This window comes from Stenotrophomonas sp. CFBP 13718 (genome assembly GCF_014842145.1).
Classification (GTDB): domain Bacteria; phylum Pseudomonadota; class Gammaproteobacteria; order Xanthomonadales; family Xanthomonadaceae; genus Stenotrophomonas.
Genome location: NZ_JACYVC010000011.1, coordinates 15,670 through 42,555, shown reverse-complemented (window position 1 = coordinate 42,555; position 26,886 = coordinate 15,670). Strand labels below are relative to the sequence as shown.

The window sequence follows — 26,886 nt, the reverse complement described above, 5'->3', positions numbered from 1 at the left end:
AGCGCAGGTGGTCATCGCTGTGTAACACGCACGGGGCATCGGGTCAATAATTTATTCTTGCGTTCCCCGCGAAAAGGAATAACTATTCCACTGGCTATCAACGAGGGTGACCGCCGCATGTTCCTGGCTTCCCGTCTTACGTGCCGCTGGCAGGCGCCATCGCTTGCGCTGGTGCTGTGCCTTGGCAGCCTGCCCGCGCTGGCAGGCACCGCCGCGCCGCTGCCAGCCCCCGATCCGGGCCCCGCCCTGCCCTACATCGTGGGGCTGCATGAGGCCTACCTGACGCCCCAGTACTGGGCGGCGCGGCTGCCCGATGCGGATGTGCCGATGCTGGACCGTGCACAGGTCGACGCACAGAACGCGCGCATGCGCCGCGATGATGACCATATCCAGGACATCGCCCGGTTGCCTGCAGCGATCAGCGCGGCGCAGCTGCGGGCATCGATCGTCGCGCTGTCCAGCTGGCCGGCGCGGCCCCTGCACGATAGCCACGGCACGCTGGTGTCGCCGGCGCTGCGCCAGGACATCGAGGCCAACCTGGCGCTGGACGCGCTGCCCGCCAGCACCGCACCGCAGTACGGCCTGGTGGTGCACCGCGCGGCGCTGCGCACATTCCCGACCCGCCAGCGTGTCTTCAGCAGCAGCGAAGGCACCGACATCGACCGCTTCCAGGAGTCCGCACTGTTCCCGGGCGACAAGGTCGCGGTGGTCCATCGCAGCGCCGATGGCGCGTGGTTGTTCGTGCACAGCGACCGCTACAGCGCGTGGATCGAAGCCCGCTACGTGGCGACCGGTCGCAAGGACACCGTGCTGGGCTACGGCGCGAAGGGCCCGTATCGGGTCATCACCGGCGCGGTGGCGCATACCGTGTTCACGCCCGAGGAACCGCGCGTGTCCCGGCTGCAGCTGGACATGGGCGTGCGCCTGCCGGTGCTGGCCGACTGGTCACCTGCGCAGCCCGTGAACGGCCAGCAGGCGCATGCCAGCTGGGTGGTGCAACTGCCGGTGCGCGACGAAGACGGCACGTTGCAGTTGGTGCCGGCACTGCTGCCGCGCTCGCAGGACAGCAGCGCCGACTATCTGCCACTGACCCCGCGCCTGCTGCTTGCGCAGGCCTACAAGTTCCTGGGTGAGCGTTATGGCTGGGGCCACGACTACGATACCCGCGACTGCAGCGGCTTCGTATCGGAGATCTATCGCAGCTTCGGCGTGCTGCTGCCACGCAATACCAGCGCGCAGGGGATCAGCCCGGCCCTGGACCGCATCGCCTTCACCGCGAAGGACGACGCCGCCACGCGGGATCGCGCCGTCGCCGCCTTGCGGGTCGGCGACCTGGTGTACATCCCGGGCCACGTGATGATGGCCATCGGCCACGTCGACGGCCGCACCTGGGTGATCCATGACACCGCCGGTGGCAGCTGGAAGGGACCGGATGGCACGCGGGTGCAGGCGCATCTGAACGGTGTGTCGGTGACGCCGCTGGAGCCGATGATGGCCAGCGACACCCTGCGCTACATCGACCGCATCACCAACATCCAGCGGCTCCGGCCGCCTACCTCGCCGCAGAGTCCTTGATGAAGATCACCGATATCGAACTGGGCATGCTGCGCGTGCCCTTGAAGACCCCGTTTAAGACCGCCCTGCGCACCGTGGAGACCATCGAGGACGTGGTGGTGATGGTGCGCACCGACAGCGGCCACACCGGCTACGGCGAGGCGGCGGCGACCGCAGTGATTACCGGCGATACGCACGGGTCGATCATCGAAGCCATCCGCCATTTCATCAAGCCGCGCCTGGTGGGCCAGGAGGTGGCCAACCTCAACCGCTTGTGCGCGCTGGTGCAGACCTCGATGGAGCGCAACAGCAGCGCGAAGGCGGCGGTGGAGATCGCGCTGTACGACCTGTGGGCGCAGCTGCATGGCGCCCCGCTGTACCAGATGCTGGGCGGCGGCGATCCGGTGATCACCACCGACATCACCATCAGCGTGGACTACATCGACAAGATGGTGGCCGATTCCGTGTCTGCGCTGGATCGCGGATTCGAGTCGCTGAAGATCAAGGTCGGCAAGGACATCGGGCTGGATATCGAGCGGGTGAAGGCGATCCACGCGGCGGTGCAGGGCCGCGCCCTGCTGCGGCTGGATGCGAACCAGGGCTGGACCGCCAAGCAGGCGGTGCACGCCATGCGCACGCTGGAAGACGCCGGCGTGGTGCTGGAGCTGCTGGAACAGCCGGTCAAGGCCGCCGACATCGCCGGGCTGAAGTACGTAACCGACCGCGTGAACACGCCGGTGATGGCCGATGAGAGTGTATTCAGCCCGGCGCAGGTGATCGACCTGATCCAGCAGCGCGCCGCCGACATCGTCAACATCAAATTGATGAAGACCGGCGGGCTGTCCAACGCGATCCGCATCGCCGACATCGCCGCCATCCACGGCGTGCCGTGCATGATCGGCTGCATGATCGAATCCAGCATCAGCGTCGCCGCAGCGGTCCACCTGGCAGTTGCAAAGAGCGATGTGATCACCAAGGTCGACCTGGACGGCCCCTCGCTGGGGCAGTTCAATCCGGTCAGCGGCGGCGTCACGTTCAACGAGTCGGAGATCAGCATCAGCGATGCCCCGGGATTGGGGATCACCGAAGTGCGCGGGCTGGAGATGCTGGCGTGAACACGCAGGCGCAATGCGAAACACCGCGCACGGCGGGAACCACCGCGATGCCTGACCGAAACGCCGCCGAGCATGGCTCGGCGCTACGCGAGACGCCGAGCGACCGCTCAGGTAGCGCCGAGCCACGCTCGGCGGGAACCACCGCGATGCCTGACCGAAACGCCGCCGAGCGTGGCTCGGCGCTACGCGACGTGTTGGATGCTGCATGCCACCGCTGCTGAAAATCCGCGCCGAACGTGGGCAGATGTCGGCGATCGAGCGGCGCATCGCGGATTTCATCCTCGACAACGCCCACCTGCTGCGCGACTACTCCTCGCAGCAGCTGGCCAGCGCGCTGGGCATCAGCCAGTCCAGTGTGGTGAAGTTCGCGCAGAAGCTTGGCTTCAAGGGGTATCCGGACCTCAAGTACTCCATCGGCCAGGACATCGCCCGCAGCGGTGCGCCAGCCTCACCGGCGCCCACCGTGGCCAGCGGCGTGGACGGCTACACCCGCATCGCGCAGGCGCTGCAGGCCAGCAAGGCCGCCGCCGAAGACGAAACGCGCGCGGCCAACCCGCAGTCCGATGTCGAGCGCATCGTCGCCCTGATCGACGCGGCGCCCAAGCTGTTCGTCTACGGGCTGGGCGATGACGGCCTGTATGCCCGCGAGTTCGCGATGCGCCTGTCGCTGCTGGGCATGTTGGTGGTGCACCACGCCGATCCCATCCTGATGCTCGCCAACCTCTCCGCGGCCCGTCCGGGCGATGTGATGCTGGTGTTCTCCGAGTTCGGCAAGCTGCCCCAGTTGTCGATGCTGTCGCGCCAGTTCCAGGATGTCGGCGGCAAGGTGGTATCGATCACCCGGCACACCGCCAACCCCTTGCGCGCCCATGCCGATGCGTCGCTTGCCGTCTGCGCGGAAGATCGCGCGGCGCACGTGGCGCAGGTGCTGTACCGTTCTTCCTTGCAGTCGCTGCTGGATTTTGTTTTCGTGCTGTTGTGCGAGGCCAATCCGGACCGCAACCGCCAGTTGGCGGTCAACCTGGAACGCATCGAACACCTGCTGGATACCTGACCGGAGCTGCCCATGAAGTCGCTGTTGCGTTGCCTGACCATCGCGGCGCTGTCGCTGGCCGGTCCCGTTGTCGCCGGCACGCCGTTGCACGGCGCCGATCAGCTCGTGGTGGTGACCAGCGAGGGGTGGGACAGCACACAGGGGCGCCTGCAGGCGTACGCGCGCACCCGCAGCGGATGGAAGGCAGAGGGTGCACCGTTCGACGTCGCGTTGGGCCGCAGTGGCAGCGCGTGGGGCCTCGGCCTGCATGACGCAGACATCGACACGACGGCCCCCCAGAAGCGCGAAGGCGATGGTCGCAGTCCTGCTGGTGTGTTCGCGCTGGGTACCGCCTTCGGCTACGCCGCGCAGGCCGATACGAGGTGGCCGTGGCAGCCGATGCGCGAGAGCAGCTACTGCATGGACGTGCCCGACTCGCCGTACTACAACCGCATCGTCGATGCAGACACCGTGGGCGCAGATGCGGTGGAAGGCTCCACCGAGCCGATGCGCCTGGACCTGCACAAGAACGGCGACATCCGCTATCAGCAGGGATTCGTGATCGCGCATAACCCGCGCAACGTGCCCGGCCAGGGCAGCTGCATCTTCGCCCACCTGTGGCGCACGCCCGGTGAGGCGACGGCCGGCTGCACGGCCATGACCGCGGCACACATGCAGGCGCTGCTGGCCTGGCTGGACCCGCGACAGTCACCGCGCTTCGTGCTGTTGCCCCGCGCCGCGTATGCGCGCCTGCAGGACGCGTGGCAACTGCCTGCGTTGCCGCCCATCGCCAAGGCGCAACCGTGAGCGCGGCCGATACCGAACCCACCCCGAGCCTGCAGCGCGCGGTCAGTCGCTGGCAGATCGTTGGCCTGTCCATCAACGATGTCATCGGCAGCGGCATCTACCTGCTGCCCGCTGCGACGGTACTGCTGCTCGGCCCGTTCAGCCTGTGGGGCGTACTCGCTGCAGGCGTGGTCGTGGCCCTGCTGGTGCTGTGCTACGCGCAGGCCGCGAGTTACTTCGACGAACCCGGCGGCAGCTATCTGTACGCACGCGAGGCCTTCGGCCGGTTCGCCGGCTTCGAGATCGGCTGGATGATCTGGCTGACCCGCATCAGTTCGGCTGCTGCCCTGAGCAACGCGCTGGCCGATGCCGTGGCCCGCTTCTGGCCCATGGCCGGCAGTGGCGGCGGGCGCATCGCGGTGATCGTGCTGTCGCTGGCCTTCCTGACCGGGATCAACATCATCGGCGTGCGTTCTGCCGCGCGTACCGGCGTGGTGCTGGTGATCGGCAAGCTGGTGCCGCTGGTGTTGTTCGTGGCCATCGGCGCGTTCTACATCGATCCGCAGCTCGCCTTCTCCGGTCAGCGCCCGGACCCGCATGACCTGCAGCGGATGGGCGAAGCGGCGCTGTTGCTGCTGTACGCGTACGCCGGATTCGAGAACATCCCGGCCGCCGCGGGTGAGTATCGCAACCCGCGGCGTGACATCCCGTTCGCTCTGATCACCATGATCATCACCGTCACCGTCATCTATGCAGCGGTACAGATCGTGGCGCAGGGCACGCTGGTAGGTCTGGCGGGGTCTGCGACGCCGCTTGCCGATGCGGCGGCCGGCTTCGGTGGCGAGGCACTGGCCCTGATCCTGACCGTGGGGGCGACGATCTCGATCCTGGGCACGAACAGCAACACGATGATGATGGGGCCGCGCTTCCTGTATGCGTTGGCGGCCGATGGCTACGGCCCCAAGGTGCTGGCGCAGGTGCATCCACGTTTCCGCACGCCTGCGGCGGCGATCCTGTGCCAGGGCCTGATTTCGTTGGCGTTGGCGTTGAGTGGTTCGTTCGTGCAGTTGGCGCTGCTGTCGATGACGACGCGTCTGTTTGCCTACATCGGGACCGCTGCCGCCGTGCTGGTCCTGGCGAAGCGCTTTGCTGACCGTCCCGGTGCGTTGAAGCTGCCGGGCGGCCCCGTGATCCCGGTGCTGGCGCTGGTGCTGTGCCTGGCGCTGTTTGCCAGCGCGAGCTGGGCGAACATCCTGGCCGCGCTGGCCGCATTCGCGGTGGGCGCGGTGATCTATCTGTTCCCACGCAAAGCGGAGCAGTAACCCACGCGGTACCCATGACGCGCCCGGCTGCGTCAGCTCGGTAGAGCCGACTTCAGTCGGCTGCGTCAGCCTGGTAGAGCCGACTTCAGTCGGCTGCGTCAGCCTGGTAGAGCCGACTTCAGTCGGCTGCATCAGCCTGGTAGAGCCGACTTCAGTCGGCTGCATTTCGCGCAAGAGCAGCCGACTAAAGTCGGCTCTACCAGAGCGAGAGCAAGAGCAGCCGACTGAAGTCGGCTCTACCAGAGCGGGGGCAAGAGCAGCCGACTGAAGTCAGCTCTACCAGAGCGGGGGCAAGAGCAGCCGACTGAAGTCGGCTCTACCAGAGCGGGGGTGGTGGCGGGGGTGGCATGAGCAGCATGGGCGCAAGCCACAACCTGTCAGCTGCACGTTGCGCTCACGCCGTGGGCCCGGGGCGTTAACCGCCGCTCGGCCATGATGGAGCCTCACTCATGACCAAGACGGAGCCCACCCAATGAGCCCCGATTATCAGATCCCCGGCCGTGTGCCGGACGACGGTGTGCAGCGCGACACGTTCTCCACTTACTGGCGTGAGCGCTATCCGAGCGAGCCGTACTTCGATGCCAACTCGGCGTTTGATGAGTACGAGCCCGCCTACCGCCTCGGCCATCAGTCGCGGGCACAGGATGTCATCCGTGCCTACGAAGAGGTTGAGCGTGAGCTGGAAACGCGCTGGGCCGCCGAGCGCGGAGAGAGCCGCCTGGAATGGCTGCAGGCGCAGCATGCCGTGAAGCGTGGCTGGGAAGATGCATTGCTGGCCGATCCGCGGCTGGGCAAGGATCCGAAGCGCGGCCTCTGATCACGGCTGAGACATGATGGATCCCCGATGCGCCCCTCAGTGGGCGCATCGTCGTTTCCGCGCCGCGCACGGTGTGCACGACGGGGATGGTATACAGAAGGGGTTGGCCATCCGCGTCCCCGTCTGGAGATACCCATGACCCGTAAGTTGCTTCTCACCCTCGCCATCGGCTTGACGCCGGTGTTCGTCACTACCGCCTGCAGTGCGGCGGCACCCGATGCACCGGCCCCCGCCGCGACACCGAAGACACAGGCCGCGTTCAACAGCACGGAGTTCGCCCGCTTCGATGAGCCGTGGGCCATGGCCTTCCTGCCCGACGGCAGCCTGCTGGTGACCGAGAAAGGTGGCCGCCTGCAGCACTTCGATATCGCCACCAAGCAGAAGCACGAAATCAATGGCGGGCCGAAAGTGGCCTATGGCGGCCAGGGCGGCTTCGGCGATGTCGTGCTGCATCCCGCGTTTGCCAGTAACCAGCTGGTGTATCTGAGCTACGCCGAACAGGGCAGCAACGATACGCGCGGTGCGGCCGTGGCGCGTGCCAAGCTGGTACTCGATGGCAACGGCGGTGGCACGCTGCAGGACCTGTCGGTGATCTGGCGGCAGGATGCGAAGGTCAGCGGCAACGGCCACTACGGCCACCGCATTGCGTTCGGCCCGGATGGCAAGCTCTGGATCACCTCCAGCGAGCGGCAGAAGTTCGATCCCGCACAGGACATGAAGAGCAATCTCGGCAAGCTGATCCGGTTGAACGACGACGGCAGTGTGCCGGCAGACAACCCGTTCGTTTCGCAGGGTGGCGTCGCGGCGCAGGTGTGGTCGCTGGGCCACCGCAACATGCTGGGCATCGCCTTCGACGGCAGCGGCAAGCTGTGGGTGCACGAGATGGGCCCGGCCGGCGGCGACGAGTTGAACCTGATCACCCGCGGTGAGAACTACGGGTATCCGATCGTCTCCAATGGCGACCATTACGATGGGCGGCCGATCCCGGACCACAGCACGCGCCCGGAATTCGCGGCGCCGAAGATCACCTGGAATCCGGTGATTTCGCCTGCCGGCTTCATGATCTACAGCGGCGACCTGTTCCCCCAGTGGAAGGGCAGCGGCTTCATCGGCGGCCTGTCGTCGCAGGCGCTGGTGCGCGTGACGTTCGACGGCGAGAACGCGCGTGAGGCGGAGCGCTTCGACATGGGCGCACGCATCCGCGAAGTCGAGCAGGGACCTGACGGTGCGGTCTGGATCCTGGAAGATGGCAAGGACGGCAAGCTGCTGAAGCTGACCCCCAAGGGCTGAGCAACCGGGGTCGGATCCCTTTCGCAGCGCGAAGATGATCCGACCCCGCCCCTCGCGGGACGCGCGTTACTCCTGGATGGTCACGACCTTCACGTCGCTGCGGCTGCACGCCTGGTCCACGCAGGTGCCGTTCAACCAGACCTGGCCGCTGCCGATCATCACGCCCTGCTGGTTCGCGAACACGGTGTCGAAGGACTGCGCGGCGATCGCCTGCGCGACCGGCTTGGTGATGATCTGTGCGTAGTCGTGCTGGAACGCAGCGGCATCGGCGATTTCGCGCTTGCCGGCTGCGGTTTCGACACGCAAGGGATAGCGCATCAGCGTGGCGACCGCGGCACGGTCTTCGCTGGCAACGCCCTGCTGCAGCGCCTTGAATACGCGTTCATAGCTGTCCGCATCCCCGAGCACCCGCTCGATGCGGGTACGCGCCTGGCCGGCGTCCTGCGCTGCGGCGTCTGCCGGTGCGTTGGGCCCGGACTCCACGGCAGACGCAGTGCGGTCATCGGGTGCGGCCGTCGTCGGCGGGGGCGTCGGCGTGTCAGGCTGTGCAGGCGCTGCGCCCGTCATCGGCGGCGGCGCGGCTTCGTCAGCAGCGGGTGGCGCGGCGGAAGGGCTGCAGGCGGCCAGCAGCAAGGGGCTGGCAAGCAGCAACGGCAATGAGAAACGTCGTGTCAGGCGCATCGGTGACTCCGTCAGAATCGGTCACCACCAGCCTAGCCCGGCCAACGTGAGCCGGGCATGCATGACGGGCCGCAGACGCGTGTGCGCCGTGTTGGCAGACCCGTGCAACGCGCCCGCAGGCGCGTTGATCGCGTCAGCCCGCGAGCAGCTCGAACTGCACCGGTGAACCACTGATCGCCGAGGCACACACCCACAGGTCGAACAGCCCCGGCTCCGCACGCAGCACATTGTCGCGGCCGGTGAACTCCAGCTGCGAACGGTGCACGGTGAACGCCACCTCGACCGACTCGCCCGGCTGCAGCATGACCTTGCGGAAATCCTTCAGCTCACGCACCGGGCGCACGCGGCTGGCAACGCGGTCATGCACGTACAGCTGCACCACTTCTTCGCCGGCCACGCTGCCGGTGTTGGTCAGCGTGGTGGTGACGGTCAGCGTGTCATCCCAGCCCAGGCGGGCTGCACTCAGCTGCGGTACGCCGTAGGCGAAGCTGGTGTAGCTGATGCCATGGCCGAACGGGTACAGCGGCTCGTTCGGGATCTCGCGCCAGCGTGCCTTGAACTCCGACATGGTCGGCAGTTCCGGACGGCCGGTACGCGGATGGTTGTAGAAATAGGGCTGCTGGCCGGACACCTGCGGGAAGCTCACCGGCAGACGTGCGGACGGGTTGTAGTCACCGAACAGCACATCGGCCACGGCGTGGCCGGTCTGCGTGCCCAGGTACCACGTGATGGCCACGGCCTGCGCATTGCGCACCGCGCCCTGCAGGGCCAGCGCGCGACCATTGCGCAGCAGCACCACCAGCGGCTTGCCGGTCATCGCCACCGCTTCGGCCAGCGCCTGCTGCGCGGGCGGCAGGGTGATCTCCACGCGCGACTGCGCTTCGCCGCTGTACCGCTGCGGTTCGCCCAGGGCCAGCACCACCACGTCGGCGCGCAGGGCAGCCGCTACCGCTGCTTCGATGCCACCGCTGACGGCCGCTTCGAGGTCACAACCCGGCACCACTTCCAGCTGCGCTTCGTCGGCGATGGCCGCGCGCACGCCGGTTTCCAGGTCGACATAGCGTTCCTTGTCACCGAACAGCGTCCAGCAGCCTTCGATGTTCTCGCGGTCCTGCACGAACGGGCCGATCAGCGCGATCTTCTGGCTGGTCTTGCGCAGCGGCAAAGCAGAGTGTTCGTTCTTCAGCAGCACGATGGAGCGGCGCGCCGCATCACGCGAGAGCGCGTCATGGGCCACGATGTGCGCGTCATCGGCTTCGCGTGCCGGATCCAGCGAACGGTACGGGTTGTCGAACAGGCCGATGGTTTCCTTCAGCCACAGGATGCGACGCACCCCTTCGTCCAGCACCGACATCGGCACTTCACCACTTTCCACCAGGCCCGGCAGGTGTTCGGCATAGAAGCCGCTCTGCATGCTCAGGTCCAGCCCGGCGGTGAATGCCTTGGCCGTGGCGTCGCGGTCGTCGGCGGCATAACCGTGTGCCACCAGTTCCATGTCGGCGGTGTAATCGGAGATCACCACGCCGGGGAAGTTCCACTCACCGCGCAGGATGTCGGTCAGCAGCTCCGCATTGGCACTGGCGGGCACGCCGTTGATGTCGTTGAACGAGGACATCACGGTGACTGCACCGGCATCGAAGGCGGCCTTGAACGGCGGCAGGTGCACGTCGCGCAGGGTCTGCGGCGAGATGTCCACCATGTTGTATTCCATGCCCGCCATCACTGCACCGTAGGCAGCGAAATGCTTCGGCGTGGCCAGCAGCGCGTCGTCGGCACGCAGGTCATCGCCCTGGAAACCGCGCACGCGGGCGGCGGCAAACGCACAGCCCAGCACCACGTCTTCGCCCGCGCCTTCCGCACCACGGCCCCAGCGCTGGTCACGGGCGATGTCCACCGCCGGTGCATAGGTCCAGTGCAGCCCGGCGGCCGTCGCTTCCACCGCCGTGGCACGCGCGGTGCGGCGGGCCAGGTCGGGCTCGAAGCTGGCTGCTTCACCCAGCGGAATCGGGAACACGGTGCGCATGCCGTGGATGACATCGGCCGCCAGGATCACCGGAATGCCCAGGCGGCTTTCTTCCAGCGCAACCTGCTGGATGCGGCGGCCCAGTTCGGCGCCCACGCCGTTGAACAGCGAGCCGACCTTGCCTTCACGGACCTGCTGCAGCACCTGGTCGGCGTTGCTCACGTTGGCTTCCGGGTTCACATCCGGTGCAAAGGGGCGAACCATGTCGGCGAACACGCCCAGCTGACCCACTTTTTCTTCCAGGGTCATCTGTGCAATGAGGGATTCGATACGTTCGGAAGCCACCGGGTGTCCTTGATGTAAACGTTTTCAGTGCCGACATTCTATCGGTATCGGGTCCATATGTGCGCATCTTCTGCGTTCATGTGGACCCGGTCTGTGCGGTTGGCCGCAGGGCCAGGGGGTCAGATTAAAGCACCCGGCCGATCAGCGGGCAGCGTCGCGGGCGGTCATCAGCATGGCGTCGCTGGATGACTGGAATACGCGAAGGCCGAAGGCCGGCAGTACCGCCAGCAAATGGTCGAAGATGTCGGACTGCACGCCCTCATATTCCACCCATGCCGTGCTGCGGGTGAAGCAGTACAGCTCCAGCGGCAGGCCCTCGGTGGTCGGCTCCAGCTGGCGCACCATCAGGGTCATGTCCGTATTGATACCGGGGTGGCTGCGCAGGTAGCGGTCCACGTACGCCCGGAACGTGCCCAGATTGGTGACCCGGCGGCTGTTGATCTCGTCGGCGCCGCGTTCGCGAAGCTCGGCATTCCAGGCCGCCAGTTCCTCTTCCTTGGTCTTCAGGTAGTCGCCCAGCAGCGCGAAGTGGCCGATGCGGGTGCGGACTTCCGGCGCCATGAAGCCGACACTGTGCTGGTCCAGGTACAGCGAGCGTTTGATCCGCCGTCCACCGGACTCCTGCATGCCGCGCCAGTTCTTGAAGGACTCGGTCACCAGCTTCTTGGTCGGGATGGTGGTGATGGTCTTGTCCCAGTTCTGCACGGTGACCGTATGCAGGGCGATATCGATGACATCGCCATCGGCATTCTGGCTGGGCATTTCGATCCAGTCGCCCAGGCGGATCCGGCCGTCGCCGCTGATCTGCACGCTGGCGACCAACGACAGGATGGTGTCCTGGAAGACCAGCATGAGGACCGCGGTGGCGGCACCCAGGCCGGTCACCAGGTAGCGCAGCTCGACACCGGCGAGGGTGGCCACGATCGCCAGGCCGGCGATGGCGAAGATGACGATCTTCGCCACCTGCAGGTAACCCTTGATCGGCTTGTTGCGCGCGTCCGGCCGACGCTCGTACAGATCGTTGGCGGCGTCGAGCCCATGCGATATCGCCAGCGAGACGGTCAGGATCGCCCATGCCTGGCAGGCGGCGACGATGAAGGCGACCAAGCCCGCCGGCAGGTCCGGTACATAGGTGATGCCGGAGGCGATGACCTGGCTGGGCACGACGTTGGACAGGCGCGCGATGACCCGCATGACGTTGCTGCCACGGCCGGAATCGGCACCGGGCAGGCGGGCGATCAGGCGACGCAGGCCGCGAAGCAGGATGCGCTTGGTGACCCAGTTGGCGACGAACGCGGCGATCACCAGCGCCGACAGCATCAGGCCGAGGTACGCACCCGGGTAGGGCGCCAGGGAATCCTGCAGCTTGTCCAGCCAGTTCACGATTACTACCGCATCCACCATCAGTTGTGTCTCCTGCTGTTTCAGTTGTGTTTCGGGTTGTCGGGGGTGTGTGCCGGGAGATTGCGTGCCGACTGAAGTCGGCACTACCGGTCGGCGTTACCGGTCGGCACTACTGGCCGTCAGCGCGCGCGTTCGCGCTCGATGATCACGCCGACGGCACGGGCGCCGCGTACGGCACCGGGCTTGCTGAGTTTCAGCCGTAGCCAGTGCACATCGAACTCCTGCAGGACGATCTCGGCACAGCGCTCGGCCAGGGTTTCCACCAGGCCGAAGTCAGAAGCACGCACGTACTCTTCCAGCCGCTTGCTCACCGCCTTGTAGTTCAGCGTGTGCTCGATGTTGTCGCTGGCAGCCGGGCGGCGGTTGTCGAAGCCCATTTCCAGGTCGAACACCAGCGTCTGGCGGATGCGGCGCTCCCAATCGTAAATACCGATCAGAGCGTCGATTTCCAGCCCTTCGATGAATACCTTGTCCATGCCCGATGCCCAGCGAATGAGGCGGCCATGGTAACGGGACCGGGCGTGGGGTGCAGGGACGGGGCGTGAACGGGTAGCCCGCTGCCAGGACTCATTCGATCATTTCAGGCGCTGCCGGGCCATCACGGTCAAGCGTCGGGAACCGGTTGATCGACGAACTTCAACTTGTCACGTTTGTACAGGCGTATGCGACATGCCCCGCCATATCACCTTCGTCATTGACGAGCTTGGCGTAGGTCAGATGCCCGCCCATCGCTGCATCAGCCGCGTTTCAGCGAACCGAGTGCAATCCTGCCAGCCCGGTTGATCATGTCGCGGGTCAGCACTACAGGGTACTGGGCGTTGCCGGGGTGTAATGCAGGAGCCGTAGAGGACGAAGAGCGCGCTATCAGGCGCTCGTTGGCATCACGCACCATCTGCGGCACACGTATGCTCATCAACGACCGCTTTTCCTTACACCGCCGGCAGCGTCGCCATGTCCCAACGAGGAGTGACGTCCACGCGCGGCGGAGTGTGCTGGCCGGCCTGCAGCCGCAGCGCGCCGGCGAAGGCGATCATCGCGCCGTTGTCGGTGCACAGCGCCGGACGCGGAAAACAGGCGCGGCCGCCCAGCTTGGACGCCATCTCCTGCAGGCGCACGCGCAGGCGTTTGTTCGCCCCCACGCCACCGGCCACGACGATGACATTGGTGCCTGCCGCCTCCAGCGCGCGGCCGCATTTGATCACCAGTGTTTCCACCACCGCGTCTTCGAAGCCGCGGGCGATGTCGGCACGGGTCTGCTCGGTCTGGTCGCTGTCGCGCCATGCCAGCAGCACCTGGGTCTTCAATCCGGAAAAACTGAAATCCAGCCCCGGCCGGTCGGTCATCGGCCGCGAGAAGCGGAACGCGCCCGGACGCCCCTGTTCGGCCAGCGCGGCCAACTGCGGACCGCCCGGATACGGCAGCCCCATCATCTTGGCGGTCTTGTCGAAGGCTTCGCCGGCGGCATCGTCCAGGGTCTCACCCAGCAAGCGATACCGGCCGATGGCGTCCACCGCCACCAGCTGGGTATGGCCACCGGATACCAGCAGCGCCACGAACGGGGCCTGCGGCGGGTCGTCTTCCATCAGCGGAGCCAGCAGATGGCCTTCCATATGGTGTACACCCACCGCCGGCACGTCCAATGCCCATGCCAGCGAACGGGCCACGCCGGCACCGACCAGCAACGCGCCGACCAGCCCGGGGCCGGCCGTGTAGGCCACCCCGTCGATGTCGTTGACGCCCATCCCGGCCTCGTCCAGCGTCTGCCGGATCAGCGGCAGCAACTTGCGCACATGGTCACGGCTGGCCAGTTCAGGCACCACCCCGCCGTACTCGGCGTGCAACGCGATCTGGCTGTACACCGCGTGGGCGCGCAGGGCCTCGATGCCGGTCAGGTCGGTGTCATACACCGCCACGCCGGTCTCATCGCACGAAGATTCAATACCCAGGACTCTCATGTGGTGTATTATGCGCCCCCTGCGTGCTCCTCAGGGGCGATGCAGTCCCTTGAGATGCAAGAAAACCGGCCCGTATTCAGGCAGGGGCGCTTGCAGTTTATCGAACCGCCGCTATAATGTGCGGCTCGCCGGGTATAGACCCGGTTCTACACAGTGTCCGGAGATTCCATGCCCAGCGTCAAAGTCCGCGAGAACGAACCTTTTGAGTTTGCTCTTCGCCGCTTCAAGCGCACTTGCGAAAAGGCCGGTGTGCTGGCCGAAACCCGTAAGCGCGAGTTTTACGAAAAGCCGACCCAGGAACGTAAGCGCAAGGCTGCTGCTGCAGTAAAGCGTCAGCTGCGCCGTTCGTCGCGCGACGTTACCAAGCGTCAGCGCCTGTACTGATCGGACGCACTCATGGCGACAGGTCCTGCCTGTCGCGGTGAGGTTGAAGCCGGCACGCGCAAGCGTCGCCGGCTTTTTGCGTTCCCGGGAATCCGTTCCCGATGCCCCTATCTGCCCGACCATCGACACACGAGGTGCCCCCATGAGCATGAAGCTGCAGCTCAACGACGACATGAAGGCCGCCATGAAGAGCGGCGACAAGCACACCCTGGGTGTGGTCCGCCTGATCAAGGCTGCCGTCCAGCAGAAGGAAGTGGACGAGCGTATCGAACTGGACGACGTGGCCGTCATTGCCGTGCTGGACAAGATGGTCAAGCAGCGCAAGGACTCGATCAGCCAGTACGAAGCCGCCAACCGCGAAGATCTGGCACAGATCGAGCGCGAGGAAATGGTGGTGATCGAGCGCTACCTGCCGGCCAAGATGGGCGAAGCGGAGATCATCGCGGCGATCCAGGCGGCCGTTGCCGAAACCGGCGCTGCCAGCCCGGCCGACATCGGCAAGCTGATGGGCGCGCTGAAGCCGAAGCTCGCCGGCCAGGCCGACATGGGCCTGGTGTCCAAGCTGGTCAAGCAGCAGCTCGCGGGCTGACGTAAACGCCTGCGCACTTCTGCCCTGGTGGTGGCGCGCCATGCTCGGCGGACAGGGTCAGAACGCTTCAAGGGAAAGCCGCCGAGCAGGGCTCGGCGCTAGCTTCGCTTCACGCTTCACCCTTTCTTCGACCTGCGGCTGGTAAAACAGCCCGCATGTCCGATCCGACCCACACCCCCGCCGCCACCGCCGCCACCGCGCACAGTCCTGTGCCCGCGCCGCTGCGCAAATATGTCGACCGGCTGCAGCGCAGCTTCCCGATGGCGGTGATCAACCGCTTCATCGAAGTCGACGTGCTGAGCCAGGCAGCCGCAGTCTCGTTCTATGCCTTGCTGTCGATGGCCCCGCTGCTGGTGCTGCTGCTGTGGCTGACCGCATCGCTGTATCCGCCCGCACAGCAGGCGCTGGTTGATCAGATCGCAACGGCGGCCGGCAGCAGCGTGGCGACGGTCGCCGAGACCGTGCTGAAGAACGCCGACAACCAGCCCAACATCGGATCGCTGGCCGGCATCTGGAGCACGTTGTTGTTGTTCATCGGTGCCACCGCGGTCTTCGCGCAGTTGCAGAACGCGCTGAACCTGATCTTCCGCACCAGTGGCGAGCGCCTGGATGGCTTGGCGGCGTGGCTGCGCAAGCGTGTTTTCTCCTTCGGCGTGGTGCTGGCGCTGGGTTTCCTGCTGGTCGTCTCCATGACCGCCACCACGATGCTGCAGGTGGCGTTCGCGCAGCTGCCCTCGCTGCTGCCGGCACTGGGTTACCTCAGCACCCTGTTGCTGTACACCGTGGCCTTCGCCTTCATGTACCACTACCTGCCCGACCGGCGCGTGGCGTGGCGACAGGCTTTCATCGGCGGCGCCATCACCTCGGCGCTGTTCGCCTTGGGTCGCTACGGCATCGGCGTATACATCGCCCAGGTTGCGCCGGGCAGTGCGTATGGATCAATGGGCGCGCTGGTGATCTCGCTGGTCTGGATCTACTACGCGATGGTGGTGTTCTTCGTGGGTGCGGTGATGACCTCGGTGATCGACGAGCGCCTGCGCGCGCGTACCCATCTGGTCGCCGCCGGCATCACACCGCCAGAGCCGGGCGAGACCGTCGCCAACAGGTAAACTAGGGGCCTGATCTTTCTGCCCCGCGCGGCCGCCCTGGCCGTGCACCTGCTGGTGGCCATGGCCCGCATCCCCGACGCGTTCATCGACGACCTGCTTGCCCGCTCCGACATCGTCGAAGTGGTGGGCAGTCGCGTTCCCCTGAAGCGCCAAGGCAAGGAATACGCGGCACGCTGCCCGTTCCATGACGAACGCTCGGCCTCGTTCACGGTGTCCCCGACCAAGCAGTTCTATCACTGCTTCGGCTGCGGCGCGCATGGCACGGCGATCAGCTTCCTGATGAATTACGACCGCCTCGAGTTCCTCGACGCGGTGGACGAACTGGCCAAGCGGGTCGGCATGGAAGTGCCGCGCAACGAGAACCCGCGCAGCGCGCAGCAACAGGATGAGGGGCGCGAACTGTATTCGGCCCTGGACGCTGCCGCGCGCTTCTTCCAGAAGAATCTGGAAGACAGCGAGAAGGCACGCAGCTATCTGGACGGCCGTGGCGTCGACGAAGAGAACCGCGCGCGCTTCCAGATCGGTTATGCGCCGGATGGCTACAGCGGGCTGCGCGATGCACTGGGCAAGGACGAGCGGCGGATGAAGCTGCTGGACCGCGCCGGTCTGTTCTCCAAGAACGACCGCGGCCATGTCTACGACAAGTTCCGCGACCGGGTGATGTTCCCGATCTTCGACCGCCGTGGCAGGGTGATCGCCTTTGGTGGCCGTGTCTTCGAAAAAGACGATGGCCCGAAGTACCTCAACTCGCCGGAGACCGCGCTGTTCCACAAGGGGCGCGAGCTGTACGGGTTGTGGCAGGTGCGCCAGGCCAACCAGAAGATCGAACGGTTGATCGTGGTCGAGGGCTACATGGACGTGGTCTCGCTGTTCCAGTTCGGCGTCACCCAGGCGGTGGCGACGCTGGGCACGGCGACCACGCCGGACCACGCCGAGCTGCTGTTCCGCAACGCGCCGGATGTGTTCTTCTGCTTCGATGGCGACGCCGCTGGACGCCGCGCGGGCTGGAAGGCGCTGGAATCGGTGTTGCCGCGCATGAAGGATGGCCGACAGGCGTTTTTCCTGTTCCTGCCCGACGGCGAAGATCCGGACACCATCGTGCGCAAGGAAGGCGCCGAGGCCTTTGATGCACGCCTGAAGGCGGCCACGCCGCTGTCGCAGTTCTTCTTCGACGAGCTGTCGCGCGAGATCAACCTGGGCACGCTGGACGGCAAGGCGCGCCTGGCTGAGCGGGCCAAGCCGATGCTGGCGCAGATCCCCGATGGCGCCTTCGGTGACCTGATGAAGCAGCAGCTGTCGGTGGTGACGGGGCTGGGTGCCAATGCGGCCCAGCGCGCGGTGCCGCAGCCGCGACTGGCTGGCCGTCCGATCGCCCCGGTGGCCAAACGCAGCCTGGTGCGCGCCGCGATCGCGATCCTGCTGCAGCAGCCCTCGCTGGCGATGTCCCTCGGCGGTCGCCACCATTTCCATGGCCTGCGCCTGCCCGGTGTGGAGCTGCTGCTGGAGTTGCTGTCGCTGGTCGAGCAGCGTCCGGACATCAGCACCGGCGCCTTGCTGGAACACTTCGACGGCCGCGAAGAGCAGGCATCGCTGCATACGCTGGCCGCGCAGAGCATGGCGGGCGATGAAACCCTGTGGACCGAAGAACTGCACGACGCGGTAGGTCAGCTGGAGAAGCAGCTGTTGTTCCAGCGCATCGAAGACCTTAACGCCAAGCAGCGACAACACGGCTTGGACGATACTGACAAATTCGAAATGCGCGAGCTGCTCAAGGCCCGCGCCAGCCTGCGCATCTGATCGCGTGGGCACCCGCCAAGGAGCCTGCCCGACATGACACGCTGGTGGTCGCGACTGCGACCGGACAACTTCACCCTCGCCCTGCTCGGCACCGTACTGCTGGCCTCACTGCTGCCGATGACCGGGGCCGCGGCGATGGTCCTGGATGATGTCACCAATGTAGCGATCGGCCTGCTGTTCTTCCTGCACGGCGCGCGACTGCCGCGCGAAGCGGTGATCGGCGGCCTGCTGCACTGGCGGCTGCACCTGCTGATCCTGGCGTGCACGTTCGTACTGTTCCCGTTGATCGGGCTGCTGTTCCATCCGCTGTCCGGGTGGCTGCTGACGCCGGAGCTGTACCTGGGCGTGTTGTTCCTGTGCACCCTGCCCTCCACCGTGCAGTCGTCGATCGCGTTCACTTCGATGGCGCGCGGCAACGTGCCGGCAGCCGTGTGCAGCGCGTCGCTGTCGTCCATCCTTGGCGTGTTCCTGACGCCCCTGCTGCTGACCGCACTGGCCGGTACGCAGGGCGGCATCCACAATCCGCTGGAGGCCATCGGCGGCATCATGCTGCAGTTGCTGGTGCCGTTCGTGGCCGGCCATCTGCTGCGACCGTGGATCGCCGGCTGGGTGGAACGCCAGCGCGCGCTGCTGCGCTACACCGACCAGGCCACCATCCTGCTGGTGGTGTACTCCGCCTTCGGTGCAGCGGTGACCGAGGGCCTGTGGTCGAAGACCCCGCTGCTTTCACTGTTCACCGTGGCCGTGGTGGCGGCGGTGATCCTGGGCATCGCGATGCCGCTGATCACCTTCATCGCGCGCCGCCTGAAATTCAGTCGCGAAGACGAGATCGCGATCGTGTTCTGCGGCTCGAAGAAAAGCCTGGCCACCGGCATCCCGATCGCCAAGGTGCTGTTTGCCGGCGGCAGCCTCGGCGCGATCGTGCTGCCGGTGATGATCTACCACCAGATCCAGTTGATCGTGTGCGGCATCATCGCCCAGCGCTACGCCAGAGAAACCCGATAACCCGGTAGCGCCGAGCCATGCTCGGCGGCTGTCTGCACGGACGGTCTGACACTTTCCGCCGAGCGTGGCTCGGCGCTACCAGAGCCGAAGCATCATCGCCCAGCGCGACGCCAAAAAAGCCCGATAACCCGGTAGCGCCGAGCCATGCTCGGCGGCTGTTTGCATGAAGGTTCTGACACTTTCGCCGAGCATGGCTCGGCGCTACCAAAGCTGGAGCAACATCATTCCAGTAGCATCTGGAAACACAAGGCGCTGCTACGCCCAACGCTGACCTAGCCCTCAATGCCCTCGGCGATGCGCTTCAATAGCGCGGCGCCCTGCACGATAGCGTCACCGTGGTCGGTCACCAAGGTCAGACTGAAGAACTTTGCGTCCGTTGCCCAGATGAGCGTTGCCATGCCACCTCCGTTCACGCCACGCCTCGTGCTCGCCGCCGCCGGGTACGCATTGACTCGGGTATTGAGAGCTTCCTCGAACTGGGTGATCTGCCCATTCCTTTGTCGATAGTCTTCCTCATTGAGTTCGATGAAGCTTGTCCCATCCAGCAGAAAGCTTCGACTCAACCCGGTCGCATTGATTCCAATGCGTGTTCCCGCCCATGAGGTATCGAGCAGTTTCGCTTTGGCGAGTGCGGTGCCGCTGACATCTGCCGGCGGCAGCGCAAGCCGCTGGCGAAGTGCCTCGTCTGGAAAGACCTTCCGGGGCAGTTGAGACAACAACAAGGCGACAGCAGGAATGGGGCGTGCAGCGGCGCTGACATCGTCGCCGCGCTGTCGAGCTATCCGCGCACGGAGAAGGGCTTTGACTTCAGCGGGTGCGTTGAGCGCTTCGATGGCTGTCGTTACCAGAGGGTCGCCCCCGGGCCTCAGGTCAGGAGTGAGATCGTGGTTCGCGGTGGTCGCCCAGTTCATGGTGATCTCGGTCAGCCATGCGCTGAGCGCCTCCTGTGAACCCTCGGGTCCTTCTGCTTGCGCAAGGCTGCTTTGGAAGAGGGCGAGCAATAGCAAGTAGAGCAGCAGCGTTCTCATGTCACCACCGTGTTGAGACACAAGCGGCAAGCATTACTGCGGGTCGGGCCTTTTTGAACGCGTAGTGTTTCAAACGGCGACCGCCGTTACATGCTGCACAACGGGATGCGCTAAGTACAGGCAACTCGTTCGGAGTTCACCGACAGGCGGCGGGAGGGCGACCAAGTTCAAAGCGTCATGGACACCGACACGCTCCGCTCGGGATTGACTGAAGGGACGCCTGACACATTCCGCCGAGCATGGCTCGGCGCTACCAGAACAGGCTTCCGGTAGTGACGGCCGCTGGCCTTCAGTCGAGCAGGCGGGCGACGGTGAAGCGCGGCAGCCAGACCCACAGGTCGTAGCTGCGGTCGGAGCCCTCATCGGTGCGTGGCGATGCGCCCAGAAAGGGTGGGATCGGTTGGCTTCCGCATCGGCGGTAGCCGCGACAGCCCCAGAACTCGCCGGTGCGCGCCTCGATGCGGACGTTGTACTGATCCAGGTCGACAAGCAGTGAGGCCATGGGCGGGTAGGTAATCATGCTGGGCTGACTGCGCATGCCGTGCACATTCCCAATCAGTACCAGCAGACGCGCGTTTGCAGGCAAGGCGTTATACCATTCGCGCAGTTCGTTGGCCATGGCGGCATCGCGCGTGCCGGGCGGTGCGCTCTCGGCAGGCAACGGCACGTGGTCAATGCCGTAGACCTGGATATCGTTTCCACTCTCGAGCGATACGCGCAGCGCTTCAATCATGTCCAGCATGTCGTGGCTGCGGCGTCCGTCATGGAGGTGCGACTCCACCGTCCAGTACTTCGTACCCCGCAGGGCACTACGCACAGCCGTGTCCCCCTTGGAGTGCCGATAGGTTCGCAGGGCGTCGTTCTCGCTGGTGGGCAACTCCAATGCCAACTGAGTGGGAATTCCCTGTCGGGCGTAGGACTCCACGATCTGCTGCACCAACTGCGGTGTTTCGCGTGTGCCATGCATTTCCCCGAGCACCAGCAGACGATGAGCGCCAGCGTGCTCCCGGATCTGCGCGGCGATCGATTCGTCAGCCAGCGCGCGGTTTGCAAGCAGCAAGCTGATCAGCAAAGTGCAGCCAAATCGCATCCATCGGGACATCCGCGCCACCTCGCTTCCTTCGGGTCGTGATGCAAGGAGTGGCGACGTTGTGTGCGTGATTCAGGATCGAAGCGTTTGCGCCGAGCCATGCTCGGCGGCTGTCTGCACGGACGGTCTGACACATTCCGCCGAGCGTGGCTCGGCGCTACCAGGGCCGAAGCATCAGCAGCGCGCGCCGGGCCGACGCGCAGGCTCCCGGTAGTGACGGCCGCTGGCCGTCAGCACCCCTCGCCGGGATCAGCGCATTACAGCCAGGGCAGGATCCAGTGGTCCACCAGCAGGAACGCGAACAGCGCCATCAGGTAGACCACCGACCAGTTGAACATCTTCATCGAGAACAGTTCGTCCGGCGGGTTCTGCATGCGCCAGGCGTACCAGAGGAACACGGCGTTGAGCACGATCGCGCCGCCCAGGTAGAACGGACCGCTCATGCCGACCACATATGGCAGCACGCAGATGAGGGCGAGCACGATCGAGTACGCCAGGATCTGCTTGCGGGTGTGCACCACGCCGTGGGTGACCGGCAGCATCGGGATCTTCGCCTTGGCGTAGTCTTCGCGGCGGAAGATCGCCAGCGCCCAGAAATGCGGCGGCGTCCAGATGAAGATGATCAGCACCAGCAGCGCGGAGTACCACCAGTCGGCGGAGGTCTGCATGCCGGTCACGGCGGCCCAGCCGAGCATCGGCGGCATCGCGCCGGCCAGTCCACCGATGACGATGTTCTGCGAGGTCGCGCGCTTCAGGTACACGGTGTAGATCACCGCGTAGCCGATCAGCGAGGCGAAGGTGAGGATCGCGGTGATGACATTCACCCACACCACCAGGATGGTCATCGACAGCACGATCAGCGCACCGGCGAAGGCGAGCACCTGCCACGGCTTGACCTTGCCGACCACCAGCGGGCGCCATGACGTACGCGCCATCTGTGCGTCGATCTTGGCATCCAGCAGTTGGTTGATGGCCGCCGCTGCCGACGCCGCCAACCAGATGCCGAAGAAGCCCAGGGCACCGAGGCGGACCTGCTCCCAGCTGGGCACACCGGGGATGGCGAGCACCATGCCGACCAGCGCGGTAAATACGATGAGGGCGACGACCTTCGGCTTGGTCAGGTCCCAGTACTGACGATAATTGGCCATGGCGTCAGTCCGGTGCCCGCAGTCGGGCCAGCAGGCTGACCATCACGAACAACAGCACCACGGCACCGCCGTTGTGCAGCACGGCCACCGGCAACGGCAGCGCCATCTTGACGTTGGCGATGCCCAGGCTGATCTGCGCGATCAGTGCCACGACCAGCGTCACGGCCCAGCCGCGCATGCTCGGCGTGCGGAACAAGCGGATGCCCAGCCACACAAGGTAGAGCGCCACCACGATGGCGAACATGCGGTGGCCCATCTGGATGGCGATGCGCGATGCTCCGTCGAGGATGCCGCCTTCGTAATCCACGCCGATGCCACGCCACAGGGTGAAGCCTTCGGCGAAGTTCTGCTGTGGCCACCACTGGTTGGCACAGCGCGGGAAATTGTCCAGCGACAGGCTGCCACCGCCGCAGGCGAGCGCGGCGTAGTTCGCACTGACCCAGCCGCCCAGCGCAATCTGCGCGGTCAGCACGGTGATGCCGATGCGCAGCAGCCATTTCAGCTTCGGCGCTTCGGCCAGGGTGATGGGCAGGTGGGTGGCGCGCCACGCCATCCAGGCCAGCATCGCGAACATCAGCATGCCCCCCAGCAGGTGGCCCATCACCACGATCGGCTTGAGCAGCCAGGTGACCGTCCACATGCCGAGCAGCGCCTGGAAGATCACCACCGCCAAGGTCAGCACCGCCGCGCGCGCCAGGTCGCTGTTGCTCCAGCGGAACGCGGCGATCAGCAGGATCACCTCACCGGTGAGGGCCAGGACGCTGGCCGTTGCATGCCAGCCGGTCATGTACAGCGGTATGCCCGCCGCCACCAGTGCGCAGGCGGTCACGACCGCCGTGCTGCCGAGGCGACGGCGACGCGTGGCCAGCAGGGCCAGGGTAAGGATCTCGATGCCCAGCGCGCCGGCGAGGAAGCGATGTACCTGCTCGCGCCAGGCTTTGTGCGTCTCCAGCGGACGGATCTCCGCCGCCGGGTGTCCGATGGTTTCTTCCACGTGCTGCGGCCACGTGGCCTGGCCGTAGCAGGTCGGCCAGTCCGGGCAGCTCAGTCCGGCATCGGACAGGCGCACGAAGGCACCAAACAGGATGGTGCTCGCGGTCATGATCATCGCGAACCACGCCAGGCGGTGGAAATTGCGGTGCAGCGCCGGACGCGTGGAAAGACTCATCTAACGGGACTCACTTCAGTTTCAGCAACGTGGACAGGTCCTTGCGCAGGCCACCGAGGTCGGTGCCGGGCGCATGGCGCAGGATCACGAAGCCGTTCGGGTCGACGACATAGACCGGCACGCCGGACGGGTCATCGACACCGGGCAAAGCAGCGCGCAGTGCCGGCGAGGGAGCCAGCGCGCGCAGTGCGGGGGTTCCAGCGAGGGGCGCCGGCGGCGTTCCCAGCCAGAGGATGTCGACATTATCGGCGTTATGGCCGAACAGCTGCCACACCTTGGCCAGTCCCTGCGACAAAGTGACGCACTGTTCGGCGCAGGTGGCAGGCGGCGCGACTAGGATGCGCCAGATCTTTTTCTCGCCCTTCCACGGATACGGGGCGCCGCTGGCCAACTGCGGTGGCTGCCCGCGCAGGTCCACCGGCGGCTGCAGCAGCTGGCCCACGTTTTTATGGGCGGCAGGCTGCCAGCCCGTGAAGCGCAGCACGCCGGCCAATGCCATGGCGCCGAAGAACACGGCGAACAGCAGCAGCAACGTGCGGCGACCGTGGCCGCGCGCGGTTTCCTGCGGTGACGAAGCAGCGTTCATGGGCGGTATTTTCTCATGTCGGGAGGGGGTGTGCCGGTGGGTGTGGCGTCGCCGCAGCGCTCGCCGAGCATGGCTCGGCGCTACCGGAGAAAACGGCGGCGGCGCCATTCCAGAACCAGCGCCACCAGCAGCACGGTCAGCGCCAGCGCGAACCACTGCACGGCGTAGCCCAGATGGCGCTGCGGCGGCAGGGTATTGGGCAGCAGGTCGAGGTCGCGCTCGTCGCCGAAGGGCAGCGCCGGATCCAGCCGCAGCACGCGCGCAGGCAGCCTCGGCAGGCCCAGCACCGGTGCCAGCGCATCGGTCTGCAGGCGACTGGCCAGCCAGCGCTGTGGACCCGCTGCGTTGAATACCGGCCCCAGGGCCAATCCCGGTGCAGGCGCAGGGGCCAGTAATCCACGCACGGCGACCGGCGACGGCGGCGATGGCACCTCGGGCAGGGCGCGGTCGGCAGGCAGCGGCCGCCAGCCGAGGTCGACCAGCACCACGGCTCCCCGCTCGCTGCGGAACGGGCGATACAGCTTCACCCCGGCACGACCGTGGCGCATCTGGTTGTCCAGCAGCACCAGACCGGGCAGGAAGCGCCCGTCATCGACGACCCCGTGCACGACACCCGGCGCCGCCAGTGCGCGGTCCAGCGACATCGGGGGCTGCGCGGATGCGGCCACCTGCGCATCCAGCAGGTGCTGCTTTTCGTGCATGCGCTGCAACTGCCAGCGACCCAGCAGGCAGAAAACCACCATCGCCCCCACCGCCAGTGCCCACCCCAGCGGCCGTGTGTGCCGACGCGTCATGACAAACGACCGGAAACGCGGTCAGATAGGGCCATCCGCCCCGCCATCGAGCTGCGCATGAACGATTCGCTGAAGACCCTGCTGGTGATCGCGTTCCTCATCGTCATCGTCTGGAACCTGGGCGCGGGCCTGTACTACCTGCTGGTGGATCGGGGGCAGACCAAGCGCACCGTCAACGCCCTGACCCGTCGCATCGCGGTATCGGTGGCGCTGATCCTGCTGGTGGTCATCGGCATCCTGGGCGGCTGGATCCAGCCGCACGGTGTTGGCCGCTGAGTGCATCGACGCCGCGGTCAAAGCACGTAGACGAACAGGAACAGCATCAGCCACACCACGTCGACGAAGTGCCAGTACCACGCGGCGGCTTCGAAGCCGAAATGGTTGTCGCGGGTGAAGTGCCCCTTCGCTGCGCGCAGCCACATCACCGCCAGCATGATCGTGCCGAGCAGCACGTGCGCCCCGTGGAAGCCGGTCAGCATGAAGAACGTGGACCCGTAGATGCCCGACCCCATCGTGAGGTTGAGCTCGGTGTACGCGTGGATGTACTCCTCTGCCTGCAGGGTCAGGAACACCAGCCCCAGCACCACGGTAATGCCCAGCCAGGTCAGCAGCTGGCGGCGATGGCCGGCCTTCAGTGCGTGGTGGGCGATGGTCAGGGTGACGCCGGAGGTCAGCAGGATCAGCGTGTTGATCAGCGGCAGGCCCCACGCCGGAATGGTCTGGAACTGCCCACCGATCGCCGCCGGCCCGTTGGTCGGCCAGCCCGCCGAGTAGCCCTGCCACAGCAATTCGTTGGTCATCACACCATCGCCCTCGCCGCCCAGCCATGGCAGGCCCAGCGCGCGGGTATAGAACAGCGCGCCGAAGAAGGCACCGAAGAACATGACTTCGGAGAAGATGAACCACACCATCCCCATCCGGAACGAGCCATCCACCTGCACGTTGTAGCGGCCGGCCTGCGATTCGCGCACCACGTCGCTGAACCACCAGAACAAGGTGAGCACCAGCATCGCCAGGCCTGCGAAGAAGGTCCAGCGGCCCCACGTGGCATCGTTGAGCCAGCTGGCGACGCCGACCATGGTCACCATCATCGCGATGGACCCTATGAACGGCCAGCGGCTATGGGTGGGGACGTAGTACACGTTGGCGTCGGAGGGAAGCTGGGCCATGGTCGGTGTCCGGTTCGTTGCGCTCAGGGCGCGGCGTGCGCGGTGGCCGGCACGGTCGCCGGTGCCAGGCGCGCGGAGAGCGCGTCGTTCTTGTAGAAGGTATAGGACAGAGTGATGGTGCGGATTTCCGGCGGCAGGTCGGGATCGACGATGAAGCGCACCGGCATGTCGCGTTTCTCACCGGCCTGCAGGGTCTGTGCGGTGAAGCAGAAGCACTCGGTCTTGCTGAAATATCCCGATGCGCGTGCCGGTGCGACAGAGGGCACCGCACTGCCGACGATGGCGATACTGCTTTCGTTGCGGGCGAAATACAGCGCTTCGTTGAGCTCGCCGGGCACCACGTCCATGGTCAGTTGTTCGGGATGGAAGGCCCACGGCAACTGCGAGTTCACCCCGCCGTCGAATTCCACGCGCACGGTGCGCTTGCCGCCCGCCGCGCCCAGGCTGGCCTGCGCCCCCGGGCCGCGTTCCAGGCGCACGCCAAAGACCTTTTCGCAGGCGATGCGATACAGCGGCACCAGCGAAAACGTCAGCAGGAACACGGCTACCGCCACGCCGATCAGGCGCGGCAGGCCGGCATGCCGGGACGGTGCGGGCGCCGTGTCATGCGGGGTGTTCATCGCCCGATCACTCCGCTGAGGATGAAGCCGGCGTACACCAGCACCGCGATCGCGCCCACCCACAGCGCGGTGCGGCGTGCGCGCCTGCGCTGCAGGGCCATGGCGGTGGACGTGTCGGTGTCATGCATCACGCA

Annotated in this window: 28 protein-coding genes; 13 read left to right on the top strand and 15 right to left on the bottom strand. The window is 66.0% G+C overall.

Translation table 11 applies throughout. The features are described from left to right. The first annotated feature begins 117 nt into the window (after positions 1 to 117). The 7 genes from IFT58_RS15540 (at position 118) to IFT58_RS15510 (ending at position 7,917) form a co-directional block, all read left to right on the top strand. Positions 118 to 1,575, top strand: a complete 1,458-nt coding sequence (locus IFT58_RS15540) for an SH3 domain-containing protein (protein ID WP_192095925.1) — start codon at positions 118 to 120, stop codon at positions 1,573 to 1,575. Further along, positions 1,575 to 2,669, top strand: a complete 1,095-nt coding sequence (locus IFT58_RS15535; protein WP_192095923.1) for a dipeptide epimerase — start codon at positions 1,575 to 1,577, stop codon at positions 2,667 to 2,669. The genes IFT58_RS15540 and IFT58_RS15535 overlap by 1 nt, the downstream gene beginning before the upstream one ends. 205 nt (positions 2,670 to 2,874) lie before the next feature. After that, the gene (locus tag IFT58_RS15530) at positions 2,875 to 3,723 is read left to right on the top strand and encodes a MurR/RpiR family transcriptional regulator (protein ID WP_192095922.1); all 849 of its coding nucleotides are present in this window, start codon (positions 2,875 to 2,877) and stop codon (positions 3,721 to 3,723) included. Between the two features lie 12 nt (positions 3,724 to 3,735). Beyond that, positions 3,736 to 4,509, top strand: coding sequence for a L,D-transpeptidase family protein (locus tag IFT58_RS15525; protein WP_188325863.1), 774 nt, complete (start codon positions 3,736 to 3,738; stop codon positions 4,507 to 4,509). Next, positions 4,506 to 5,810: an amino acid permease gene (locus tag IFT58_RS15520; protein WP_192082743.1), complete on the top strand. Its 1,305-nt coding sequence runs from the start codon at positions 4,506 to 4,508 to the stop codon at positions 5,808 to 5,810. The genes IFT58_RS15525 and IFT58_RS15520 overlap by 4 nt, the downstream gene beginning before the upstream one ends. A gap of 472 nt (positions 5,811 to 6,282) precedes the next feature. Further along, the gene (locus IFT58_RS15515) at positions 6,283 to 6,627 is read left to right on the top strand and encodes a hypothetical protein (protein ID WP_188325861.1); all 345 of its coding nucleotides are present in this window, start codon (positions 6,283 to 6,285) and stop codon (positions 6,625 to 6,627) included. Positions 6,628 to 6,762: 135 nt separating this feature from the next. Then, positions 6,763 to 7,917, top strand: coding sequence for a PQQ-dependent sugar dehydrogenase (locus IFT58_RS15510; protein WP_192095920.1), 1,155 nt, complete (start codon positions 6,763 to 6,765; stop codon positions 7,915 to 7,917). Positions 7,918 to 7,983: 66 nt separating this feature from the next. Here the strand turns inward: IFT58_RS15510 and IFT58_RS15505 are convergent, their stop codons facing one another. The 6 genes from IFT58_RS15505 to tsaD all read right to left on the bottom strand — a co-directional run bounded on the left by IFT58_RS15505 (position 7,984) and on the right by tsaD (position 14,265). Further along, on the bottom strand, positions 7,984 to 8,598 hold the full coding sequence (locus IFT58_RS15505; RefSeq protein ID WP_192095918.1) for a hypothetical protein: 615 nt from the start codon (positions 8,596 to 8,598) through the stop codon (positions 7,984 to 7,986). 133 nt (positions 8,599 to 8,731) lie between these two features. Next, complete coding sequence (locus IFT58_RS15500; RefSeq protein ID WP_192095916.1) at positions 8,732 to 10,906, bottom strand: glycoside hydrolase family 3 N-terminal domain-containing protein; 2,175 nt, start codon at positions 10,904 to 10,906, stop codon at positions 8,732 to 8,734. Positions 10,907 to 11,047: 141 nt separating this feature from the next. Continuing rightward, positions 11,048 to 12,310, bottom strand: a complete 1,263-nt coding sequence (locus IFT58_RS15495; protein WP_192095914.1) for a mechanosensitive ion channel domain-containing protein — start codon at positions 12,308 to 12,310, stop codon at positions 11,048 to 11,050. A gap of 119 nt (positions 12,311 to 12,429) precedes the next feature. Then, complete coding sequence (folB, locus tag IFT58_RS15490; protein WP_192082836.1) at positions 12,430 to 12,786, bottom strand: dihydroneopterin aldolase; 357 nt, start codon at positions 12,784 to 12,786, stop codon at positions 12,430 to 12,432. Positions 12,787 to 13,046: 260 nt separating this feature from the next. Further along, positions 13,047 to 13,223: a hypothetical protein gene (locus tag IFT58_RS15485; RefSeq protein WP_192095912.1), complete on the bottom strand. Its 177-nt coding sequence runs from the start codon at positions 13,221 to 13,223 to the stop codon at positions 13,047 to 13,049. Between the two features lie 16 nt (positions 13,224 to 13,239). Then, entirely contained in the window at positions 13,240 to 14,265 is a 1,026-nt protein-coding gene (gene tsaD / locus IFT58_RS15480) for a tRNA (adenosine(37)-N6)-threonylcarbamoyltransferase complex transferase subunit TsaD (RefSeq protein ID WP_188325855.1), read from the bottom strand. A 168-nt stretch (positions 14,266 to 14,433) separates the two neighbouring features. Here tsaD and rpsU point away from each other — a divergent pair, with 168 nt between their 5' ends. The 5 genes from rpsU to IFT58_RS15455 all read left to right on the top strand — a co-directional run bounded on the left by rpsU (position 14,434) and on the right by IFT58_RS15455 (position 19,149). Continuing rightward, positions 14,434 to 14,649 (top strand): 30S ribosomal protein S21, encoded by a 216-nt coding sequence (gene rpsU / locus IFT58_RS15475; RefSeq protein WP_002808376.1) that lies wholly within the window; start codon positions 14,434 to 14,436, stop codon positions 14,647 to 14,649. Positions 14,650 to 14,791: 142 nt separating this feature from the next. Then, positions 14,792 to 15,238 carry a GatB/YqeY domain-containing protein gene (locus IFT58_RS15470; RefSeq protein ID WP_192095910.1) on the top strand — a complete coding sequence of 149 codons (447 nt, stop codon included), beginning with the start codon at positions 14,792 to 14,794 and terminating at the stop codon, positions 15,236 to 15,238. A gap of 260 nt (positions 15,239 to 15,498) precedes the next feature. Then, complete coding sequence (locus tag IFT58_RS15465) at positions 15,499 to 16,347, top strand: YihY/virulence factor BrkB family protein (protein ID WP_249405223.1); 849 nt, start codon at positions 15,499 to 15,501, stop codon at positions 16,345 to 16,347. Positions 16,348 to 16,407: 60 nt separating this feature from the next. Next, complete coding sequence (gene dnaG / locus IFT58_RS15460) at positions 16,408 to 18,144, top strand: DNA primase (protein WP_192082833.1); 1,737 nt, start codon at positions 16,408 to 16,410, stop codon at positions 18,142 to 18,144. Positions 18,145 to 18,177: 33 nt separating this feature from the next. After that, on the top strand, positions 18,178 to 19,149 hold the full coding sequence (locus tag IFT58_RS15455; RefSeq protein ID WP_188325851.1) for a bile acid:sodium symporter family protein: 972 nt from the start codon (positions 18,178 to 18,180) through the stop codon (positions 19,147 to 19,149). 272 nt (positions 19,150 to 19,421) lie between these two features. Here the strand turns inward: IFT58_RS15455 and IFT58_RS15450 are convergent, their stop codons facing one another. The 6 genes from IFT58_RS15450 to IFT58_RS15425 all read right to left on the bottom strand — a co-directional run bounded on the left by IFT58_RS15450 (position 19,422) and on the right by IFT58_RS15425 (position 24,963). After that, entirely contained in the window at positions 19,422 to 20,177 is a 756-nt protein-coding gene (locus IFT58_RS15450; RefSeq protein ID WP_192095908.1) for a hypothetical protein, read from the bottom strand. Positions 20,178 to 20,466: 289 nt separating this feature from the next. Beyond that, complete coding sequence (locus IFT58_RS15445; protein WP_192095906.1) at positions 20,467 to 21,279, bottom strand: calcium-binding protein; 813 nt, start codon at positions 21,277 to 21,279, stop codon at positions 20,467 to 20,469. A 245-nt stretch (positions 21,280 to 21,524) separates the two neighbouring features. Beyond that, on the bottom strand, positions 21,525 to 22,415 hold the full coding sequence (cyoE, locus tag IFT58_RS15440) for a heme o synthase (protein WP_192082831.1): 891 nt from the start codon (positions 22,413 to 22,415) through the stop codon (positions 21,525 to 21,527). A gap of 4 nt (positions 22,416 to 22,419) precedes the next feature. Then, positions 22,420 to 23,583 carry a COX15/CtaA family protein gene (locus IFT58_RS15435; protein ID WP_192095905.1) on the bottom strand — a complete coding sequence of 388 codons (1,164 nt, stop codon included), beginning with the start codon at positions 23,581 to 23,583 and terminating at the stop codon, positions 22,420 to 22,422. A 10-nt stretch (positions 23,584 to 23,593) separates the two neighbouring features. Then, positions 23,594 to 24,169 (bottom strand): hypothetical protein, encoded by a 576-nt coding sequence (locus tag IFT58_RS15430; RefSeq protein ID WP_192095903.1) that lies wholly within the window; start codon positions 24,167 to 24,169, stop codon positions 23,594 to 23,596. 80 nt (positions 24,170 to 24,249) lie between these two features. Then, a complete protein-coding gene (locus IFT58_RS15425) occupies positions 24,250 to 24,963 on the bottom strand; it encodes an SURF1 family protein (protein WP_192095901.1) in 714 nt (237 codons plus the stop codon). A 57-nt stretch (positions 24,964 to 25,020) separates the two neighbouring features. Between IFT58_RS15425 and IFT58_RS15420 the strand changes: the two genes are divergently transcribed. Next, complete coding sequence (locus tag IFT58_RS15420) at positions 25,021 to 25,239, top strand: twin transmembrane helix small protein (RefSeq protein ID WP_188325844.1); 219 nt, start codon at positions 25,021 to 25,023, stop codon at positions 25,237 to 25,239. Positions 25,240 to 25,256: 17 nt separating this feature from the next. Here IFT58_RS15420 and IFT58_RS15415 read toward each other — a convergent pair whose 3' ends face one another. From IFT58_RS15415 to IFT58_RS18950, 3 genes are read right to left on the bottom strand one after another with little or no spacing between them, the layout of a single operon-like run. Continuing rightward, complete coding sequence (locus tag IFT58_RS15415; protein ID WP_192082827.1) at positions 25,257 to 26,132, bottom strand: cytochrome c oxidase subunit 3; 876 nt, start codon at positions 26,130 to 26,132, stop codon at positions 25,257 to 25,259. 23 nt (positions 26,133 to 26,155) lie between these two features. Next, on the bottom strand, positions 26,156 to 26,752 hold the full coding sequence (locus IFT58_RS15410; protein ID WP_188325842.1) for a cytochrome c oxidase assembly protein: 597 nt from the start codon (positions 26,750 to 26,752) through the stop codon (positions 26,156 to 26,158). Next, on the bottom strand, positions 26,749 to 26,880 hold the full coding sequence (locus tag IFT58_RS18950; protein ID WP_274603073.1) for a hypothetical protein: 132 nt from the start codon (positions 26,878 to 26,880) through the stop codon (positions 26,749 to 26,751). Before IFT58_RS18950 ends, IFT58_RS15410 begins: the two co-directional genes overlap by 4 nt. Positions 26,881 to 26,886: the final 6 nt, after the last annotated feature.

Bases quoted from the DNA above. Each gene is read 5' to 3' on its own strand.
- IFT58_RS15540 (WP_192095925.1), top strand. From the start codon at position 118: ATGTTCCTGGCTTCCCGTCTTACGTGCCGCTGGCAGGCGCCATCGCTT.
- IFT58_RS15535 (WP_192095923.1), top strand. From the start codon at position 1,575: ATGAAGATCACCGATATCGAACTGGGCATGCTGCGCGTGCCCTTGAAG.
- IFT58_RS15530 (WP_192095922.1), top strand. From the start codon at position 2,875: ATGCCACCGCTGCTGAAAATCCGCGCCGAACGTGGGCAGATGTCGGCG.
- IFT58_RS15525 (WP_188325863.1), top strand. From the start codon at position 3,736: ATGAAGTCGCTGTTGCGTTGCCTGACCATCGCGGCGCTGTCGCTGGCC.
- IFT58_RS15515 (WP_188325861.1), top strand. From the start codon at position 6,283: ATGAGCCCCGATTATCAGATCCCCGGCCGTGTGCCGGACGACGGTGTG.
- IFT58_RS15510 (WP_192095920.1), top strand. From the start codon at position 6,763: ATGACCCGTAAGTTGCTTCTCACCCTCGCCATCGGCTTGACGCCGGTG.
- IFT58_RS15505 (WP_192095918.1), bottom strand. From the start codon at position 8,598: ATGCGCCTGACACGACGTTTCTCATTGCCGTTGCTGCTTGCCAGCCCC.
- IFT58_RS15495 (WP_192095914.1), bottom strand. From the start codon at position 12,310: ATGGTGGATGCGGTAGTAATCGTGAACTGGCTGGACAAGCTGCAGGAT.
- folB (WP_192082836.1), bottom strand. From the start codon at position 12,786: ATGGACAAGGTATTCATCGAAGGGCTGGAAATCGACGCTCTGATCGGT.
- IFT58_RS15485 (WP_192095912.1), bottom strand. From the start codon at position 13,223: ATGAGCATACGTGTGCCGCAGATGGTGCGTGATGCCAACGAGCGCCTG.
- tsaD (WP_188325855.1), bottom strand. From the start codon at position 14,265: ATGAGAGTCCTGGGTATTGAATCTTCGTGCGATGAGACCGGCGTGGCG.
- rpsU (WP_002808376.1), top strand. From the start codon at position 14,434: ATGCCCAGCGTCAAAGTCCGCGAGAACGAACCTTTTGAGTTTGCTCTT.
- IFT58_RS15470 (WP_192095910.1), top strand. From the start codon at position 14,792: ATGAGCATGAAGCTGCAGCTCAACGACGACATGAAGGCCGCCATGAAG.
- IFT58_RS15465 (WP_249405223.1), top strand. From the start codon at position 15,499: ATGGCGGTGATCAACCGCTTCATCGAAGTCGACGTGCTGAGCCAGGCA.
- dnaG (WP_192082833.1), top strand. From the start codon at position 16,408: ATGGCCCGCATCCCCGACGCGTTCATCGACGACCTGCTTGCCCGCTCC.
- IFT58_RS15455 (WP_188325851.1), top strand. From the start codon at position 18,178: ATGACACGCTGGTGGTCGCGACTGCGACCGGACAACTTCACCCTCGCC.
- IFT58_RS15450 (WP_192095908.1), bottom strand. From the start codon at position 20,177: ATGAGAACGCTGCTGCTCTACTTGCTATTGCTCGCCCTCTTCCAAAGC.
- IFT58_RS15445 (WP_192095906.1), bottom strand. From the start codon at position 21,279: ATGTCCCGATGGATGCGATTTGGCTGCACTTTGCTGATCAGCTTGCTG.
- cyoE (WP_192082831.1), bottom strand. From the start codon at position 22,415: ATGGCCAATTATCGTCAGTACTGGGACCTGACCAAGCCGAAGGTCGTC.
- IFT58_RS15435 (WP_192095905.1), bottom strand. From the start codon at position 23,583: ATGAGTCTTTCCACGCGTCCGGCGCTGCACCGCAATTTCCACCGCCTG.
- IFT58_RS15430 (WP_192095903.1), bottom strand. From the start codon at position 24,169: ATGAACGCTGCTTCGTCACCGCAGGAAACCGCGCGCGGCCACGGTCGC.
- IFT58_RS15425 (WP_192095901.1), bottom strand. From the start codon at position 24,963: ATGACGCGTCGGCACACACGGCCGCTGGGGTGGGCACTGGCGGTGGGG.
- IFT58_RS15420 (WP_188325844.1), top strand. From the start codon at position 25,021: ATGAACGATTCGCTGAAGACCCTGCTGGTGATCGCGTTCCTCATCGTC.
- IFT58_RS15415 (WP_192082827.1), bottom strand. From the start codon at position 26,132: ATGGCCCAGCTTCCCTCCGACGCCAACGTGTACTACGTCCCCACCCAT.
- IFT58_RS15410 (WP_188325842.1), bottom strand. From the start codon at position 26,752: ATGAACACCCCGCATGACACGGCGCCCGCACCGTCCCGGCATGCCGGC.
- IFT58_RS18950 (WP_274603073.1), bottom strand. From the start codon at position 26,880: ATGCATGACACCGACACGTCCACCGCCATGGCCCTGCAGCGCAGGCGC.